This window comes from Citrobacter sp. Cpo012, assembly GCF_030333015.1.
Lineage (GTDB): Bacteria > Pseudomonadota > Gammaproteobacteria > Enterobacterales > Enterobacteriaceae > Citrobacter > Citrobacter portucalensis.
In genome coordinates this window covers 25007-42092 of sequence record NZ_JAOWGR010000041.1, presented here as the reverse complement: position 1 = coordinate 42092, position 17086 = coordinate 25007, and the positions used below count along the sequence as shown (strand labels likewise).

At 53.1% G+C, this 17086-nt stretch carries 11 protein-coding genes; 4 read left to right on the top strand and 7 right to left on the bottom strand.

All coding sequences use genetic code 11. The features are described 5' to 3' along the window. Positions 1–6 precede the first annotated feature (6 nt). The 3 genes from OGX90_RS16430 to OGX90_RS16420 are packed head-to-tail and all read left to right on the top strand — an operon-like array spanning position 7 to position 2784. On the top strand, positions 7–360 hold the full coding sequence (locus tag OGX90_RS16430) for a DUF2620 domain-containing protein (RefSeq protein WP_003023576.1): 354 nt from the start codon (positions 7–9) through the stop codon (positions 358–360). An 11-nt stretch (positions 361–371) separates the two neighbouring features. Then, on the top strand, positions 372–1676 hold the full coding sequence (locus OGX90_RS16425; RefSeq protein ID WP_008786313.1) for a YhfT family protein: 1305 nt from the start codon (positions 372–374) through the stop codon (positions 1674–1676). A gap of 13 nt (positions 1677–1689) precedes the next feature. Then, complete coding sequence (locus tag OGX90_RS16420; RefSeq protein WP_174770971.1) at positions 1690–2784, top strand: aminotransferase class I/II-fold pyridoxal phosphate-dependent enzyme; 1095 nt, start codon at positions 1690–1692, stop codon at positions 2782–2784. A gap of 67 nt (positions 2785–2851) precedes the next feature. On the opposite strand, the gene OGX90_RS16415 is transcribed toward OGX90_RS16420, so the two are convergent. The 7 genes from OGX90_RS16415 to tsgA form a co-directional block, all read right to left on the bottom strand. Continuing rightward, a complete protein-coding gene (locus tag OGX90_RS16415) occupies positions 2852–3022 on the bottom strand; it encodes a YhfL family protein (protein WP_008786311.1) in 171 nt (56 codons plus the stop codon). Between the two features lie 196 nt (positions 3023–3218). Then, entirely contained in the window at positions 3219–9167 is a 5949-nt protein-coding gene (locus OGX90_RS16410) for a pectate lyase-fold domain-containing protein (RefSeq protein ID WP_286624310.1), read from the bottom strand. 319 nt (positions 9168–9486) lie between these two features. Next, entirely contained in the window at positions 9487–10860 is a 1374-nt protein-coding gene (cysG, locus tag OGX90_RS16405) for a siroheme synthase CysG (protein ID WP_286624309.1), read from the bottom strand. 11 nt (positions 10861–10871) lie between these two features. Then, on the bottom strand, positions 10872–11681 hold the full coding sequence (gene nirC, locus OGX90_RS16400; protein ID WP_008786308.1) for a nitrite transporter NirC: 810 nt from the start codon (positions 11679–11681) through the stop codon (positions 10872–10874). Between the two features lie 186 nt (positions 11682–11867). Continuing rightward, positions 11868–12194: a nitrite reductase small subunit NirD gene (nirD, locus tag OGX90_RS16395; protein ID WP_003023590.1), complete on the bottom strand. Its 327-nt coding sequence runs from the start codon at positions 12192–12194 to the stop codon at positions 11868–11870. After that, positions 12191–14734 (bottom strand): NADPH-nitrite reductase large subunit, encoded by a 2544-nt coding sequence (gene nirB / locus OGX90_RS16390; RefSeq protein WP_008786307.1) that lies wholly within the window; start codon positions 14732–14734, stop codon positions 12191–12193. Before nirB ends, nirD begins: the two co-directional genes overlap by 4 nt. Positions 14735–15005: 271 nt before the next feature. Then, complete coding sequence (gene tsgA / locus OGX90_RS16385; RefSeq protein ID WP_048215419.1) at positions 15006–16187, bottom strand: MFS transporter TsgA; 1182 nt, start codon at positions 16185–16187, stop codon at positions 15006–15008. Between the two features lie 264 nt (positions 16188–16451). Here tsgA and ppiA point away from each other — a divergent pair, with 264 nt between their 5' ends. Further along, positions 16452–17024, top strand: a complete 573-nt coding sequence (ppiA, locus tag OGX90_RS16380) for a peptidylprolyl isomerase A (RefSeq protein WP_003023595.1) — start codon at positions 16452–16454, stop codon at positions 17022–17024. Positions 17025–17086: the final 62 nt, after the last annotated feature.

Here is a 17086-nt window from a genome sequence, read left to right as displayed (position 1 = left end):
AGAATCATGAAAAAGATTGGCGTTGCTGGCTTACAGCGTGAGCAGATTAAAAAGACCATCGAAACCGCAGCACCGGGTTGCTTTGAAGTCTCCATTCATAACGATATGGAAGCGGCGATGAAGGTGAAATCCGGACAACTGGATTACTACATCGGCGCTTGTAACACCGGCGCGGGTGCAGCGCTGTCGATTGCTATCGCGGTGATTGGCTACAACAAAAGCTGCACTATCGCCAAGCCGGGTATTAAGGCGAAAGACGAACATATCGCAAAAATGGTTGCGGAAGGGAAAGTGGCTTTTGGTCTCTCCGTCGAACATGTTGAACATGCGATTCCGATGCTGGTTAACCACCTGAAATAAAAGGCATGACTATGGATCTGTATATTCAGATTGTGGTGGTGGCCTGCCTGACCGGCATGACGTCACTTCTGGCACACCGCTCGGCGGCCGTCTTTCATGACGGCATCCGCCCGATTCTGCCGCAGCTGATCGAGGGGTACATGAATCGCCGTGAGGCGGGAAGTATCGCGTTTGGTCTGAGTATCGGCTTTGTGGCGTCGGTGGGGATCTCCTTTACCCTGAAAACCGGCTTGCTCAACGCCTGGCTGCTGTTCCTGCCGACGGATATTCTCGGCGTGCTGGCGATGAACAGCCTGCTGGCGTTCGGTCTGGGCGCTATCTGGGGCGTATTGATTCTGACCTGCCTGCTGCCGGTGAACCATCTGCTCACGGCGCTGCCGGTTGATGTGCTGGGTAGCCTCGGTGAACTGAGTTCTCCAGTGGTGTCCGCATTCGCACTCTTCCCGCTGGTGGCGATTTTCTACCAGTTTGGCTGGAAGCACAGCATTATCGCGGCGGTGGTCGTACTGATGACCCGCGTGGTGGTGGTGCGTTACTTCCCGCATCTGAACCCAGAATCAATTGAGATTTTTGTGGGGATGATGATGCTACTGGCGATCGCCATTACGCATGATATTCGCCACCGCGGTGATGAGGAGATGGATGCCAGCGGGCTATCGGTCTTTGAAGAACGAACTTCGCGGATTATTAAAAACCTGCCGTATATTGCCATCGTCGGCGCGCTGATTGCCGCCGTTGCCAGTATGAAAATTTTTGCAGGTAGCGAGGTCTCAATTTTTACGCTGGAAAAAGCCTATTCGGCAGGGATTACGCCGGAGCAGTCGCAGACGCTGGTTAACCAGGCGGCGTTGGCGGAGTTTATGCGCGGGCTGGGCTTTGTACCGATGATTGCGACAACCGCGCTGGCGACGGGCGTTTACGCGGTAGCGGGTTTCACCTTCGTTTATTCCGTTGGCTACCTGGCACCGAATCCGTGGATTGCGGCAATCCTTGGCGCTATCGTGATTTCAGCGGAAGTGCTGCTGCTGCGCTCTATTGGCAAATGGCTGGGGCGTTATCCATCAGTACGTAACGCATCGGACAATATTCGTAATGCGATGAATATGCTGATGGAAATGGCACTGTTGATCGGTTCGATTTTTGCCGCCATCAAGATGGCAGGCTACACCGGTTTCTCAATTGCGGTAGCGATCTACTTCCTCAATGAATCGATTGGACGTCCGGTACAGAAGATGGCCGCGCCGGTAGTGGCGGTGATGATCACCGGTATCGTACTGAATATTCTCTACTGGTTTGGTCTGTTTGTTCCGGCCTGAGGAGGCGTAAAACATGAAGACGTTTCCTCTGCAAAGCCTGACGCTCACGCAAGCACAGCAAAAGCAGTTTGCGCTGGTAGATACGATTTGCCGTCACTTTCCTGGCGCTGATTTTCTGGCCGGAGGTGATTTGGGATTGGCTCCGGGGCTAAATCAGCCTCGGGTGACGCAACGTGTGGAAAAGGTGCTGGCCGAGGCATTTCATGCTGAGGCCGCAGCGCTGGTTCAGGGGGCGGGCACCGGGGCTATTCGCGCCGGGCTGGCTGCGCTGCTCAAACCCGGCCAGCGTCTGCTGGTTCATGATGCGCCGGTGTATCCCACAACGCAGGTACTCGTTGAGCAGATGGGTATTACCCTGGTCAGGGCGGATTTTAACTGCCTCCCGGCAATCACGCAGGCAATTACGCAGCATCGTCCCGACGCCGCACTGGTGCAGCATACGCGTCAGCAACCGCAGGATCGTTACGTGTTAGCCGAGGTGTTGGCGGAAATAACAAAGTGCGGCGTGCCGACGTTAACCGACGATAACTACGCGGTGATGAAGGTTGACGGTATCGGCTGTGAATGTGGGGCGACGCTGTCTACCTTTTCCTGCTTCAAGCTCTTTGGTCCGGAGGGAGTAGGGGCGGTGGTCGGCAAGGCGGAGGCTATCGCTAAAATCCGTGCGACGCTTTATTCCGGTGGTAGCCAGATTCAGGGAGCGCAGGCGCTGGAGGTGCTCCGCGGCCTGGTTTTCGCTCCGGTGATGCATGCGGTACAGGCTGGCGTTTCCGAACGATTGCTGACGATGCTCAATAGCGGAGTGCTGCCCGAGGTGAAAAAAGCCGTCATCGCCAATGCTCAGTCGAAGGTGCTGATCGTGGAGTTTCACCAGCCGATTGCCGCTCGTGTGCTGAAAGCGGCACAAGAGAGAGGCGCGCTGCCATACCCGGTGGGAGCTGAGTCGAAGTATGAGATCCCTCCGCTGTTCTATCGCCTTTCGGGGACGTTTCGCGAAGCGAGTCCGTCGTTGGGCGATTATGCGATTCGAATCAATCCAAACCGAAGTGGAGAAGAAACGGTGCTGCGTATTTTGCGCGAGAGCGTGAGTGCGATAACATGTGAATGAGCACCTAATCTATAAATGCAAAAACCGGGAAGTTCCCGGTTTTTTTGTATCTGCGCAATCGCTTCTATTACTGATTCGCAGCCGGGCCACAGCCACCAATAATTTTTGAAATCGAAATTGCTGGATGCAGGAAATAATCGTAGCTGCAGTTATTTTTTGTGTTTTCGATATGACCAGTGCACGCGGTCAGCGTAGCCAGAACACCAGCAACTAAGGTGATTTTTGCAAATTTAAACATGTCAAAATCCTTGTTAGATATCTATTTATAAATGGATGAAGTCCATTTTTCGCCGGATAAGATATCAACTAACATAAACTTTAAGTAGTCCAGAAAAGGACATGTCGATTTATATATAAAACATACGATTAGTGAATTGAATTTAAATAAAAAAGCCTGGTATTAATAAATAATACCAGGCTGCGGGTTTAATTAATTAGCGAAATGTTTTTCTGAAATTCAACATAAAGCCTTTATCGCTGATGTTGTCCTCTTTCCACTGGTAAGCGTCCAGATTCAGGCTGGCGTCTTTGGCGCTGTATTTCACACCGACCGTCGCCAGGCCGTTGATGCCTCCGCCTTTTTGGTCGTCGTCTACGCTAAAGGACTGGCCTGCGGCACCTTGCAGTGACGCAGTACGCTGGCTTTTGCTGTAGCTCAGGTTCGGACCGCCTTCCAGCGTGGCGCTGGCGCTCCAGCCATTTTCACCGGTATAGTCGAACTTCATTCCGACAATGGAATCCACAGCGGTTTCGCTGCCAGAGTTCATCGACAGGTTGAAATCACCCGCACTACGCTCTTTATAGCTGCCTTCCAGCGTATGACGGAATTTCACCCCGGCGTACGGCGTGACTTTCAACGTATCGTTGAGCATGGTGAAGGTTTTCGCCCCTTCGCTGCGGAACTCAAGATACTGCTGACGTGCGTTGGAATCCGCCACCTTGTTGGTGTCGCCATAAGAGACAGAACGGCTGCTGTCGAGGTTGTGTACGTCATAACGCAGGCTGTTCTTCCACGCCAGACCTTCATTAAACGCCATGCTGTGCTTCAGACCAAAGAACTGGCTGTAGCCGCCGGTCAGGCCATTGTCGCCCGCGGTCTTCGAACCGTCACCGTCCAAGCGCGCGATACCGTACTCCAGCGTCAGATTCTGGCTGGCGGTGAGATCCAACGACTGACGTAATGCCAGCATGTCGTACTGGGTATCGTTGCCCAACTCAGCGCGTGGGTCGCCTTTCGCTACGACGTTGAACGCCAGGCCATCTTTAATTTGCGGCGCGGCATCGGCCAGCATGGTAAAGCGGTTGCTTAGCACGCGGGCTTCACGGAACGCGGTGATAGCCTGACTGCCGCTCACCTGCTTAAGCGCGTTGTTCAGTTCAGCGGTGGAGCCAACGTTGAGGCTGGTGTACAGCTCGTTGTTGGTGTAACCGGCGTCGAGCGCCTGCGCCACGTCACTGACAGAACCATCGGTCGCCACATCGGCATAGGCGTTTTTGGTCATGGTGACGTCAACGTTGCCGCTGGCATCGGTGCTGCCCTGTGCATTCCACACCACGGAGGTGGACTGAATGGCACCTGCGTCGGACAGGTTGCTGCCCTCGACCACGTTGTCAAAGCTGACGGTGGTGTCGGCAGTACCTGCGGTAAAACCGGTGTTAATCTCCACGCCGTTCATGCTGGCATTGCTGACCATCAACTTACCGGCGCTGCCATCAGCGCTGGTGCCGACCACGTAGCCCGACAGGTTGTTGGTGGCCGATGAATCTGCACTGTCGCTGGTGGTAACGGTTGTCGTGCCATCGGTAATAGCAGGTTCCGTGGGGGCCGTGAAGTCAACATAATGCACTTCCGTACCGTCGCCGTTTTCGCCGCTGCCTTCAATGGTTTTACCATCCTGCTTGATAAAGCCGGAGCCAGTCACGTTGTCATCAATGTAGACCGTGCCGTTGTTGACGATATGGCCGTTACTGCCCAACTGGCTGAAGGCGTAGGAGTTGCTGGCGTAAATATTGATGGTGCCGTTATTTTCGATCACCGCATCGGATTTGGCATCTGATTCCAGTTGCATCCCGACCATGCCGGTTTGCGTGGTGCCTACTGTACCTACATTGATAGTGCCATTATTGACCATCTTCGCGCTGCCGTGCGCGGACATCGCCACATTGTTAGTTTTATCAATGTTGATGGTGCCGTCGTTAATGGCTTTACTGCCGCCATTATTTTTCGAGGTAGTGACCTGTCCGTTAATGACGCCAGTGCTGCCGTTGTACAGCGTGTGTCCGCTTCCGCCGGTGGCGATATCGGCATCGCTGTTCACTGTCCCCCAGTTATTGAAGGTGCCAGACCACAAGCTATTATCCGCCAGCGTCATCACGCCGCCTTCCAGGTTATTGAGCGTACCGTTTTTATCGACGGAGCCGTTTTTGACGGTGCCCGCGTTATTGACGGTTGACGCCGCGGTGAAGGTCAGTTTATCGACTTCGCCGCCAGCGTTGTTGTTCAGTACCGCACCACCCGATGCGCCGGTCCAGTCCGTCACGATGCCGGTATTGTTCATGGTGCTGGACCATTGCTCAACCGTGTTCATGGACCCGCTGTTGTTGATAATGGAACCTGCGACGGTGGTGCCGGTTTTCCCGGTCACTGTGCCTGTATTGTTGAAGACACCGCCGTCAACGGAGACTGCCGCTGTTGTACCTTCGTTGGTATAGGTGCCGCCTGTTGCAATACTGACGCTGCTGATGCTGCCGGTGTCGGCATTGGTTAAATCGCCGTAATTTTTAACGATGACCTTGCCGCCGCTGACGGTGCCAGCGTTGCTAATGTGTACGGTTTCCGTTGCGATCGGATTGGTAATGATGGTTTCGCCGGTAAGCGTTTCACCTGCGGCGGTAATGACATCGCCATCAGCAAAAGTAAGGGAAACGTTGCTGTCGGTTGGGTTGTAGTCGTCGCTGCCCTGGCAGTTGCTGTCATAACAGACCGTACCGTAGTTAACCACGGTACTTTTGCTGTCAGTCAGGAAAGGCTTGCCGTAATTGGCATCAATATTGATGGTCCCTGTGGTGTCGTTAATCACGATGCCACCATTCAGCGCCGCCATGCCCACCAGTTGGTTATCATCGGTTTTGGTGACGCCTGCATCGGCGGTCAGGTTAATAGTGCCCTGGTTAATGGCTGTGCCGCCGTTAAGTGCCATCATACCGAAGCCCGCATTATTGACGGTAATGGTGCCTGTATTGGTGGCGGTTGCATCGCCATAACCACCGTCGGTGGTGCCTGCCACCATTGCCGAGCTGGTCAGATAGAGTTGTGATGGTGACCAGTAACTTTTGCTGGCGACGGTATTATCGTCGTTCAGCGTCGGGACAAAGCCGTCCAGGTAAATATCTCCGGCATTGAGGGCCGTCCCTTTACTGGCGGATACGCCATAGACCCCCGCCCCCTGGAGATTTATTGTGGCGCCTGCCTCGTTGCTCACTTCGCCGTAGTTTTCCGCCAGCATGGCGTACAGCGTATTGCTGTACCAAATCAGCGGGAATGTTCCTATTCCTCCATCGCTGCCTGGGGTTAGTGACGATACCAGCGTGATTGATCCTCCCGCTGCGTTGCTAACTATCGATCCTTGATCGGTAGCCGCAGTGATTGCATTACGGTTGTCATGACCGCTTGTGGCATAGGCGCTAATATCGCCACTGTTTTTTGCCTGTGCGCCGCTGCGGGCGAATAATAGGGCGACAGCGCCGTCATCAACGATGGCTCCCTGATTATCGATCGATGAACCCTGGCCTTTTGCGGTTAATATTGCGTTGTAGGTGTAATGCTCACTGGGCAAAACTGTTTCTGTGATTTTAATTACAGAGTTTTGGTCTAACGTTAAGCTGCCGCCGTTTTGTACATTGGCCAGTGTCACTGAGCCGCCGGGGAGGGTGGTGATATTCAATGTGGACTCACCGCTTAATGTGACACTGCTAGCTCCGTCTATATTTATGCCTGTAACAGACGATACTTCGCCATCGCCATTTTCGGCGTAGTTGATATCAATACCGCCCATCAGATTGACGGTATTGCCATCACCTTTGACCGTGAGGCCGTATGTATCCAGCCACTGTCCACTTACCGTGCTCACATCGCTAACATTGATGTTAAGTGAGCCGGTTAGATCCACCTGATTGTTCGTGCCGCTGACGGTGATTCCCTGGAGGGTATCGCTGTTGCTGGCCATCTGGCTATCTGCGTCATAGTCACCGCTGATTGTGACGTTGCCGGTAATATTCAGCGTATTGTTATCACCCGCCATATCGAGGCCCTGTGCACCACGGTATAGGCCGTTGCTGTCCTCGACAGCGGTCACATTGATATCACCATCCAGCGTCGCCTGTGACGAGTCGCCACTCATTTCTGCGCCAGTACCATTCAGGCTGACGTCGATATTTCCTTTATTATTAAAGACATTTCTTTCACCATCGATCACAAAACCCACGGAGTTTGCATCGCGCACGGTCGCGTTGCCGGTGTTTTTGATTTCGTTACCCGACCCGTCAGTGACGATACCCGTCGCGCCGTTGGTGACTAGCATGTCGCCTGCCTGAGTCAGGCTATTATCATTTCCATCAATGACTGCAGCGATAGAGCCCGCACCATCAACGGTGATATCACCCGTATTCGCGATTCGGGAATTATCGCCCGCAATGACGGTACCCGTTGCGCCCTGCGCAATGGTTTGATCTCCTTCGCCAATAACCAGCGCCTTATTTCCCGCGATGTACAGCCCGGTAGATCCCGCGCCGGAGACCGTTGAGTCGCCGGTGTTATCAATCACCGCACCGTCACCGGTCATTTTGGCTCCGGTCGCGCCGTCGGTAACGTTTAGTTCGCCATCGTTAGTAATGCGCGTTTTGTCGCCGGTGATGCTGATACCGATAGAGCCTGCGCCGCTGACATCGGTGGTGCCGATATTATCGAAGGTGGCGCTGTTGCCGTTAATCAGGATGCCCGTTGCGCCACCGGAAATATCCTGCTTCCCTTCGCTGTTAATGGTTGCGTTGTCGCCGTCAATATATAGCCCGGTAGAACCTGCGCCGCTGGCGGTGGTATCGCCTTTATTGTCGATGAGGACATCATCACCGGTAATCTTTGCCCCGGTAGCGCCGTCGGCCACATAGAGTTCGCCATCGTTGATAACGTGCGAGTTGTCGCCATTGACGATGGAGCCGGTTGAACCTTGACCGCTGATGTTAGAGGTGCCGGTATTCGCCACCGTGGTTTCGTTGCCATCGATCACCATGCCGGTGCCGCCACCTGTGACGTCAATGCCACCGGAAATGCGGGTGGTGGTGCCGTTACCTGAAATCAGCGCGCCGGTTGCGCCGTCGACGTTGCTTTGTCCTGAAATCGTATTGGTGGTGTTGTCACCGGTAATGACGATGCCGACCGCACCATCGCTGACGGAGGAATCACCGCTTAACGCGTTGTTTGTCCGATCGCCGGAGATGATGACGCCAGTTTTACCTTCACCACGGGTATCAACCCCGCGATCGGCAGTATTTGATGCGTCATCGCCAGTGACGACGGTTGTCTGGTCATCGGCAACGATCAGATATCCCTGGCTGTCATATTTCCAGTACAGGCCGCTTCCTTGTACCGTACCTTCAATGACGGCGGCATTCTCGTCTGTCACTTTCCAGTCGGAAACCAGCAGCGTTTTACCGTCTTGTAACGCGATCTGCCACCGATCGTCCTGTTCGACGTAATTCCATACGGCGCCGCCGAGGTCCGTGCCGCTATCCAGCTTGATGCCGTCAAATGTCAGTGTGTTCAGGCCTTTATCGATGGTGACGCCGTTACTGAAGGTAATAACAGAGGTATCATCAGGTGGTGTAGGTGTTACATCGCCGCCATCGTCATCGGGAGGCGTGGGGGTTACATCGCCGCCATCGTCGTCGGGAGGCGTGGGGGTTACATTGCCGTCATCGTCATCAGGAGGTGTGGGCGTTACATCGCCGCTATCGTCATCGGGAGGCGTGGGGGTTACATCGCCGCTATCGTCGTCAGGAGGTGTGGGCGTTACATCGCCATTATCTGATGGGGTTGCCGGAGTATCATTATGGTGGGAATGGCCGCCGCCATTGTTATCGATACCTATCGCTACACCAGCTGTTAGCGCAGCGACACCACCTGCGACCCATCCCCAGTGATTGTCTTGTTCTGTATAATCTGCCAGGCAGCGTGCGGAGAGTTTGTTACGTTCGGCTTTTGATAATACGGATATATCAGTAGGGCAATCATTGTCATCGTCGCTACTATCTGCGGCTATCGCCGGGAGATAGTAAGTTTGCAACGCAAGAGCAATACCCACAGCAATGAGTTTTTTCCTTTGCATAATCGACATCCTTAAATAAATACGCACAAAATATGCCATTGAAGGCATAAAATTATTTCGAGGTAATTTATTATTTTGCCACTGAATGACCGTGCTTCGTCAAATTACTCAATGGTCATGTATTATTTAGGATGTGAATTAGATTTATGGGTTGTACGGATATAAATAGGGTATTTTACGTGTTTTTTATAAATTAGAGCGCAGATTCATTTTGTTGGTGAATGAGTTTAGTCTTTCTTAATTCAGGTTTGAGAATAAATCATGAATAATAAACGAGAAAATAAATGCCCTGAGAGTCAGGGCATTTATTTGCATTCAATTAATGGTTTGAGAACCAGTTCAGCTTATCGCGAAGGCCTACCACACGACCAACAATAATTAACGCTGGGCTTTCAACCTGTTGCGCCAACTCTCCTAGCTGAGTCAGCTCGCCATTGACGACATGCTGTTTCACGGAGGTACCGTTTTCTACCAGGGCGACGGGCATATCGGGCTGCATGCCAAATTCGATCAATTTTTCCTGAATCGTGGCCGCCTGGTTCAGCCCCATGTAGAACACCAGCGTTTGTTTCTCTGCTGCCAGGTTTTCCCAGTCCAGCTCACCGCCGGTTTTCAGGTGTCCGGTAACCAGACGCACGCTCTGAGCGTAATCACGATGGGTCAGTGGAATGCCGGAATAGGCAGAACAACCGGAGGCTGCGGTAATACCCGGCACTACAGAGAATGGGATACCGGCATGGCACAGCGTTTCCAGCTCTTCGCCACCGCGGCCAAAGATGAATGGGTCGCCACCTTTCAGTCGTACCACGCGCTTGCCCTGTTGTGCTTCACGCAGCAGGATCTGGTTGATCTCTTCCTGCGGTACGCAGTGATAGCCCGCACGTTTACCGACGAACACTCGGTCTGCATCGCGGCGTACAAGGTTCATGATGTCGTCGGAAACCAGACGGTCATAGACCACGACATCCGCTTGCTGGATCTGCTGTAGCCCTTTCAGCGTCAGCAGGCCGGCATCGCCAGGACCGGCGCCAACCAGCACCACTTCACCACGGTGATCCAGCGGTTCGCTGAGCATTTGCTCAGTGGTTTCCTCGACGGCTTTCAGGTCATTGTTCGCCAACGACTGCGCCAGGCGGTCATTCACGAACAATTTTTCCCAGAAGCGGCGACGTTCACCCATGCTGGCAAACTGTTGCTTCACTCGGGAACGCAACTTGCCGGCATACTGCGCGACCTGGCCCAGATGCTGAGGCAGTACGGATTCAAGCCTTTCACGCAGCAGACGGGCCAGCACTGGCGATGTCCCGCCGGAGGAGACCGCCACCATCAGCGGTGAGCGGTCGATAATGGAGGGCATGATAAAACTGGCTGCTTTTGGCGCATCGACCACGTTGCAGAAGATACGACGTGATTCTGCGGCGGTGCTGACGCTTTGGTTGACGGCATCGTCATCGGTGGCGGCAATAGCCAACCAGCAGGTGTCGAGCAGGGACTCATCGAACGGCCCCTCAACCAGCGTCAGCATGTTTTCATCTGCCCATACTTTGAACTGCGGAATAAACGCCAGCGCATTAACCGTTAAACGGGCGCCCGCTTCCAGCAATAACCGCGCTTTGCGTTCTGCGACATCACCACCGCCGACGATCAAGCAGTCGCGGTCACGTAGTTGACAAAATATAGGCAAATGATCCACGACATTACCCCTTAATTATTGGCAGCAGCCTCTGGCTGATTGATTTTTGCCGGAGCCGGACGCTCCGATTTTGGCGTAGCATACCAATAACCCAATCCCATGAATACGACACCGGACAAAGTATTACCGAGTGTCACCCACAACAGGTTATGACCAATTCCTGACAGGGTATAGGCTTCGCTGTGGTGGCCGAACCAGGAGAGGGCAAACAGCGTCATGTTGGCAACGGAGTGCTCGTAGCCGGAAGCGATAAACGCCAGCAGACACCACCAGATAGCGAGGAATTTTGCCGCGCCTTCGGTACGGATTGCCATCCAGATTGCCAGACAAACCAACCAGTTACACAGTGCGCCTTTAAAGAACAAAACCATCGCAGGCGCGGTCGTTTTCGCCAGAGCAACCGAATGGACGATGCTGGTATCGACCGGCAGCAGGCTACCGCCACCCCAGCTGTAAAGCAGGGCGACAAACACGGAACCGACCAGGTTACCCAGCCATGTTTTTGGCAGGATTGCCCACATCTGACCGTGGCTGATGGTGCCTGCTTTGACGCCGAGCGTCAGAAACATGGTGTGACCGGTAAACAGTTCCGAACCGGCAATAATGACCAGCGTTAAGGCGATACCAAAGGTTGCACCCATCACCAGAGGACGAACGGACGGGTCGAGCAGATTACCGAGGGTGAAAATAAGAATGATGCCGAGACCCACATAGGCTCCCGCCATTGCCGAACTGATCCAGAATCCAAGCGGGTTATTAGCCGACAGGCGTGCGATGCGCGCAGCGTTAGCCGCACACTTATTAATAGTGTCTGTGAACATGTGTTGATTATCCTTGAAGTACAAACAATAAAAAGAAATCGTAACCGTAGGCCGGATAAGGCATTTATGCCGCCATCCGACAATGTGCCTGTGCAATTGCCTGATGGCGCTACGCTTATCAGGCCTACCAATAAAAGACCTACAAATACGTCAAAAAAGGGGAGGCGTTGCGCCTCCCAAAATTAATTAACCGCGCAGTTGCACCGTGCCGTCTTTCACTCGCGCTTCGTAATGTTTCACGGAGAACTGTTCGTCTTCCATGCACAGACCGTCGCTTAAGCGAAAACGCTGTTTTTTCAGCGGGCTGGCAACCCACAATTCGCCCTGATGTTCAGCAATCAGCCCACGAGAAAGCACGCTGGACTCAAAGAACGGGTCGATGTTGCTGATCGCAAACACCTGGTCGCTGTGATACGGGCGGAAAATCGCAACCTGCTCGTTACCTAACAGGGCGCAGACGCCTGTTGCAGGCAGAATGTCATCGATTTTGCAGATGTTTTTCCACTGGCTCATGCGTTTTCCTCCACCAGAGTCACCGGGATACGCTCATAAGGCGTGGCCGGACGATGTTGTTCACGTTCAGGCACAACCTGGACATTCGGATCGCGTTTTTCGCTGTTGATAAAGTGTTTGAAGCGAACCTGCGCGGATGGGGTGTTAACGGTTTCTGTCCACTCACACACCACAGCTTCACGCAGACGGGCCATCTCTTCTTCAAGATGCTGGTTTAGACCCAACTTGTCGTCGATGATGACGGACTTCAGATACTCAATACCGCCTTCCAGATTGTCTAACCACGGTGCGGTACGGGTCAGTTTGTCGGCAGTACGGATGTAGAACATCATGAAACGGTCAAGGTATTTGAGCAGCGTTTCGCGATCGATATCCGCTGCCAGCAGGTCTGCATGACGAGGTTTCATCCCGCCGTTACCGCAAACGTACAGGTTCCAGCCTTTCTCAGTGGCGATGATACCCACGTCTTTACCCTGAGCTTCCGCACATTCACGGGTACAGCCGGAGACGCCGAACTTCATTTTGTGCGGGGTACGAATGCCTTTGTAGCGATTTTCCAGCTCCACGCCGAAGCCCACGCTATCGCCGACGCCGTAACGGCACCAGGTGCTGCCTACGCAGGTTTTTGCCATACGCAGCGCTTTGGCATACGCGTGACCGGTTTCAAAACCGGCTTCAATCAGCTGACGCCAGATTTCCGGCAGGTCATCTTTCTGCGCGCCGAACAGGCCGATACGCTGAGAACCGGTAATTTTGGTGTACAGGTTAAATTCACGCGCGATACGGCCCACAGCAACCAGGCCTTCAGGGGTAATTTCGCCACCCGCAGAGCGCGGGATCACGGAATAAGTACCGTCTTTCTGGATGTTTGCCAGGAAATTGTCGTTGGTGTCCTGCAACGGCGTGTGCTGCGGTTTGAGGATGTACTCATTCCAGCAGGAAGCCAGCAGGGAACCTACGGTAGGTTTACACACTTCGCAGCCGTAACCTTTCCCGTGTTTTGCCAGCAGCTCTTCGAAGGTTTTGATGCCTTCTACGCGGATGAGATGGAACAGTTCCTGACGTGAGTACGGGAAGTGTTCACACAGGTTGTTGTTAACTTCGATACCCTGTTTCGCCAGTTCGGCGTTCAGGACCTGCGTTACCAGCGGGATACACCCGCCGCAGCCGGTACCGGCTTTGGTTTCCGCTTTCAGCGCCGCAACTGTATGGCAGCCCTTGTTGATAGCGGCAACCAGCATGCCTTTGGTGACGTCAAAACAGGAGCAAATCTGCGCGCTGTCCGGCAGTTTATCGACACCGATAGACGGCTTACCGCTGCCTGCGTGTGCTGGCAGAATCAGTGAATCCGGGTTTTCCGGCAGTTCGATGGCGTTCAGCACCAGTTGCAGCAGATTGCCGTAATCGCTGGTGTCGCCCACCAGAACCGCGCCGAGCAGGGTTTTGTTATCTTCGCTAACGATCAGGCGTTTGTAGACTTCTTTGCTTTCGTCGAGATAGACGTAGCTACGGGCGCCCGGCGTGCGCGCATGCGCGTCGCCAATACCGCCGACGTCAACGCCGAGCAGCTTCAGCTTGGCGCTCAGGTCCGCGCCTTCAAAGGCGTTTTCAGTTTCGAGAATATGGTCAACGGCAACCTGCGCCATTTTATAGCCTGGAGCGACCAGACCATACACGCGGTTGTTCCAGCTGGCGCATTCGCCGATGGCATAGATGTCCGGGTCAGATGTCTGGCAAGTGTCGTTAATGACGATCCCGCCGCGTGGCGCGACGTCCAGACCGCACTGGGTGGCCAGTTTGTCGCGTGGACGAATACCGGTAGAGAAGACGATGAAATCGACTTCCAGTTCGCTACCGTCGGCAAAACGCATGGTTTTGCGCGCTTCGGTGCCTTCCTGAACGATCTCTTTGGTGTTTTTGCTGGTGTGCACACGCACGCCCATGCTTTCAATTTTGCGACGTAACTGCTCGCCACCCATATGATCCAGCTGTTCAGCCATCAGCATTGGGGCGAATTCAATCACGTGGGTTTCAACGCCGAGGCTTTTCAGCGCACCGGCGGCTTCTAGGCCCAGTAGACCACCGCCGACAACAGCACCGCGTTTGCTGCGGCGCGCGCAAGACTCAATGGCGTTGAGGTCTTCGATGGTGCGGTAAACGAAGCAGTCCTGGGTTTCCGAACCTTTAATCGGTGGGATCCACGGGTAAGAGCCCGTCGCCATGATCAGCTTATCGTAGTAAACCGTACGACCTGCGCTGGAGTGGATTACCTTCTCCTGGCGGTTAATGGTAATTGCGCGCTCGCCCACTAACACCTTAACGCCGTGCTTCTCGTAGAATCCTTCACGCACCAGAGAAAGCTCTTCGGCGGTGTGGTGGGAGAAGTAGGAAGACAGGTGTACACGGTCGTACGCTTTGCGGGGTTCTTCACAGAAGACGGTAATATCAAAATTGGCAGCGTCGGATTTATCAAGAAGATCCTCAATAAAGCGATGGCCGACCATACCATTACCGATAATAGCGAGTCTGACTTTGCTCATTTTTGCCTCGATTTCTTTTCTATTACTGCCTACCTTAACGATTCAGCTACCGCGCTTATTGATACAAATCAAATTCGCCCTTATATACTCCTTAAGAGGTATATAACTGATTTGTCAGCATTTTTATAAGTGACGGAATTATTTGGGTTTTCGTGTTTGTATAAATAGCGTACAAATTAAGGGGTTTTTGTAAGAATTGGCCTACATGACCAATGAAAGAAGAGGAGGGTGAGAATGTGCCGGATGATGTGGATACCATCCGGCAGTGAGATTAATGCGCTGCTGGGGCGTTATGCTGGCGATGGCGCGTGACAAACCCAAGAATAAAGCACATCACGAATACAACCGCATACAAGCCGTTAGCTGTTTGCAATGCCGCCTGCGGGCCGCTGTGTGCCACGATAGGGCCGGTGACGACGAAAGTGAGCATGGTGCCGATGGTACCGCAGGTCAGAACGAAGTTAACCAGTTTGGGTGAGGCGACCTTCGTCTGCTGGGAGCCAAGGGTAATGATGGTGGTATAAATCGCACTGGAGAAGAAGCCCAGCGTCATAATAAACCACGGCATATGCTCTGGCGTACCGGTGATAAACAGATACATCAGGACGGTAGCCAGACCCGCCAGTACGGTCAGGATGCGCTGCAAATCGAAGAAACGCAGAATAAAGCTAAATGCCCACATGCCAACCATGTAAGACATCCAGAAGTCGCTGACCAGTTTACCCGCATCGTTCAGGCTCATGCCCAGACTTTTGGCGTACTCCGGGACCCAGGAGATAAAACCCAACTGACCGAGGATGTAGCACAGTGCAGCGATCGCCAGAAACAGCACGCCAATCCCCCATTTTTCTTTTACTACCGGCGCGTCTGACTGCTGAGCGTGTTTACCCAGTGCCGGGAATTCACAACCGAAGGTCAGCAGGAAAATGGCGACGTATACGAGGCCGATGCAGGCATAGACCCAATACCATTCGATGCTGCGTGCTAACAGGAACGCGGCAACCATCGGGAAAATCATGCCGGCCATGCTGAAGAAAGAGTCAGTAAACAGCAGGCGGGAACCGCGCTGGCGACCTTCGTACATTTGAGTTACCAGGAACGTACCAATCGACATGGTAATACCGCTTACCAGGCCCAATACAAACATGGCGGCGGAGAACAAGGCCAGGCTATGGCTGAACATCAGTCCGGCAACGGCCAGTACCATCAGGATAAAGCCGAAGCGCAACTGGGTTTTCAGTGGCACGATTTCCATTAACCATGCATTCAGAAAGATAGAGATCAGAATGCCGGCATTCAGGAAGGTGAAGGTGTTACTCATGCTGGAAACGGGCAAATGGAAGTAATCTGCGATGTTTCCCATCACCATCCCGGTGACAATTACCAACGCACCTGTCAGGGCGTAGGAGAGAAAGCTAATCCATGTGAGCTTGATGCGATTGCTGTTAGTCATGACTGGCCTGTATAGAAGTGTAAGGCGCATTGACTGCGCCGTGAGCGGGCAGATTTTAGGCGCTTTAGTGACGCATTTAAATATTTATCGGTAATAACTTGGTGCGTTACATTTTTCTATGTGATCTTGATCACATTGATACTTGCAGCCATGAGGTTACATTTGTTTCAGGTACGTAAAATTAAGTAAAGGGATGGCCTTGTCCTTGAAGGCTCTTTAGAATCAATTCACTTGCTTCATTTCTGCTCTTGTTAAGGAATTCTCATGCTCAAATCGACTCTGGCGGCTGTTGCAGCTGTTCTCGCTCTTTCTGCTCTCTCCCCCGCAGCACTGGCAGCAAAAGGTGATCCACATGTTCTGCTGACAACCTCTGCTGGTAACATTGAGCTGGAGCTGAACAGTCAGAAAGCCCCGGTTTCAGTGCAAAACTTTGTCGATTATGTCAACAGTGGTTTCTATAACAACACCACGTTCCACCGTGTGATCCCAGGCTTCATGGTGCAGGGCGGCGGTTTTACCGAGCAGATGCAGCAGAAGAAACCTAACCCGCCAATCAAGAATGAAGCCGATAACGGACTGCGTAACACTCGCGGCACGATTGCTATGGCGCGTACAGCGGATAAAGATAGCGCGACCAGCCAGTTCTTTATCAACATTGCAGATAACGCTTTCCTCGATCACGGCCAGCGCGACTTTGGCTACGCTGTTTTCGGTAAAGTTGTGAAAGGTATGGATGTCGCGGATAAGATCTCTCAGGTACAGACCCATGATGTCGGTCCATACCAGAATGTCCCGTCAAAACCGATTGTTATCCTTTCTGCTAAAGTCCTGCCGTAATCGTATCTTGCGCGGGTAGTTCTTGCCCGCGTTCACCCCTCTCTCTGCGTAACCCGAAATTG

Coding starts and splice junctions, on each gene's coding strand:
- OGX90_RS16430 (WP_003023576.1), top strand. CDS start 7: ATGAAAAAGATTGGCGTTGCTGGCTTACAGCGTGAGCAGATTAAAAAG.
- OGX90_RS16425 (WP_008786313.1), top strand. CDS start 372: ATGGATCTGTATATTCAGATTGTGGTGGTGGCCTGCCTGACCGGCATG.
- OGX90_RS16420 (WP_174770971.1), top strand. CDS start 1,690: ATGAAGACGTTTCCTCTGCAAAGCCTGACGCTCACGCAAGCACAGCAA.
- OGX90_RS16415 (WP_008786311.1), bottom strand. CDS start 3,022: ATGTTTAAATTTGCAAAAATCACCTTAGTTGCTGGTGTTCTGGCTACG.
- OGX90_RS16410 (WP_286624310.1), bottom strand. CDS start 9,167: ATGCAAAGGAAAAAACTCATTGCTGTGGGTATTGCTCTTGCGTTGCAA.
- nirC (WP_008786308.1), bottom strand. CDS start 11,681: ATGTTCACAGACACTATTAATAAGTGTGCGGCTAACGCTGCGCGCATC.
- nirD (WP_003023590.1), bottom strand. CDS start 12,194: ATGAGCCAGTGGAAAAACATCTGCAAAATCGATGACATTCTGCCTGCA.
- nirB (WP_008786307.1), bottom strand. CDS start 14,734: ATGAGCAAAGTCAGACTCGCTATTATCGGTAATGGTATGGTCGGCCAT.
- tsgA (WP_048215419.1), bottom strand. CDS start 16,187: ATGACTAACAGCAATCGCATCAAGCTCACATGGATTAGCTTTCTCTCC.
- ppiA (WP_003023595.1), top strand. CDS start 16,452: ATGCTCAAATCGACTCTGGCGGCTGTTGCAGCTGTTCTCGCTCTTTCT.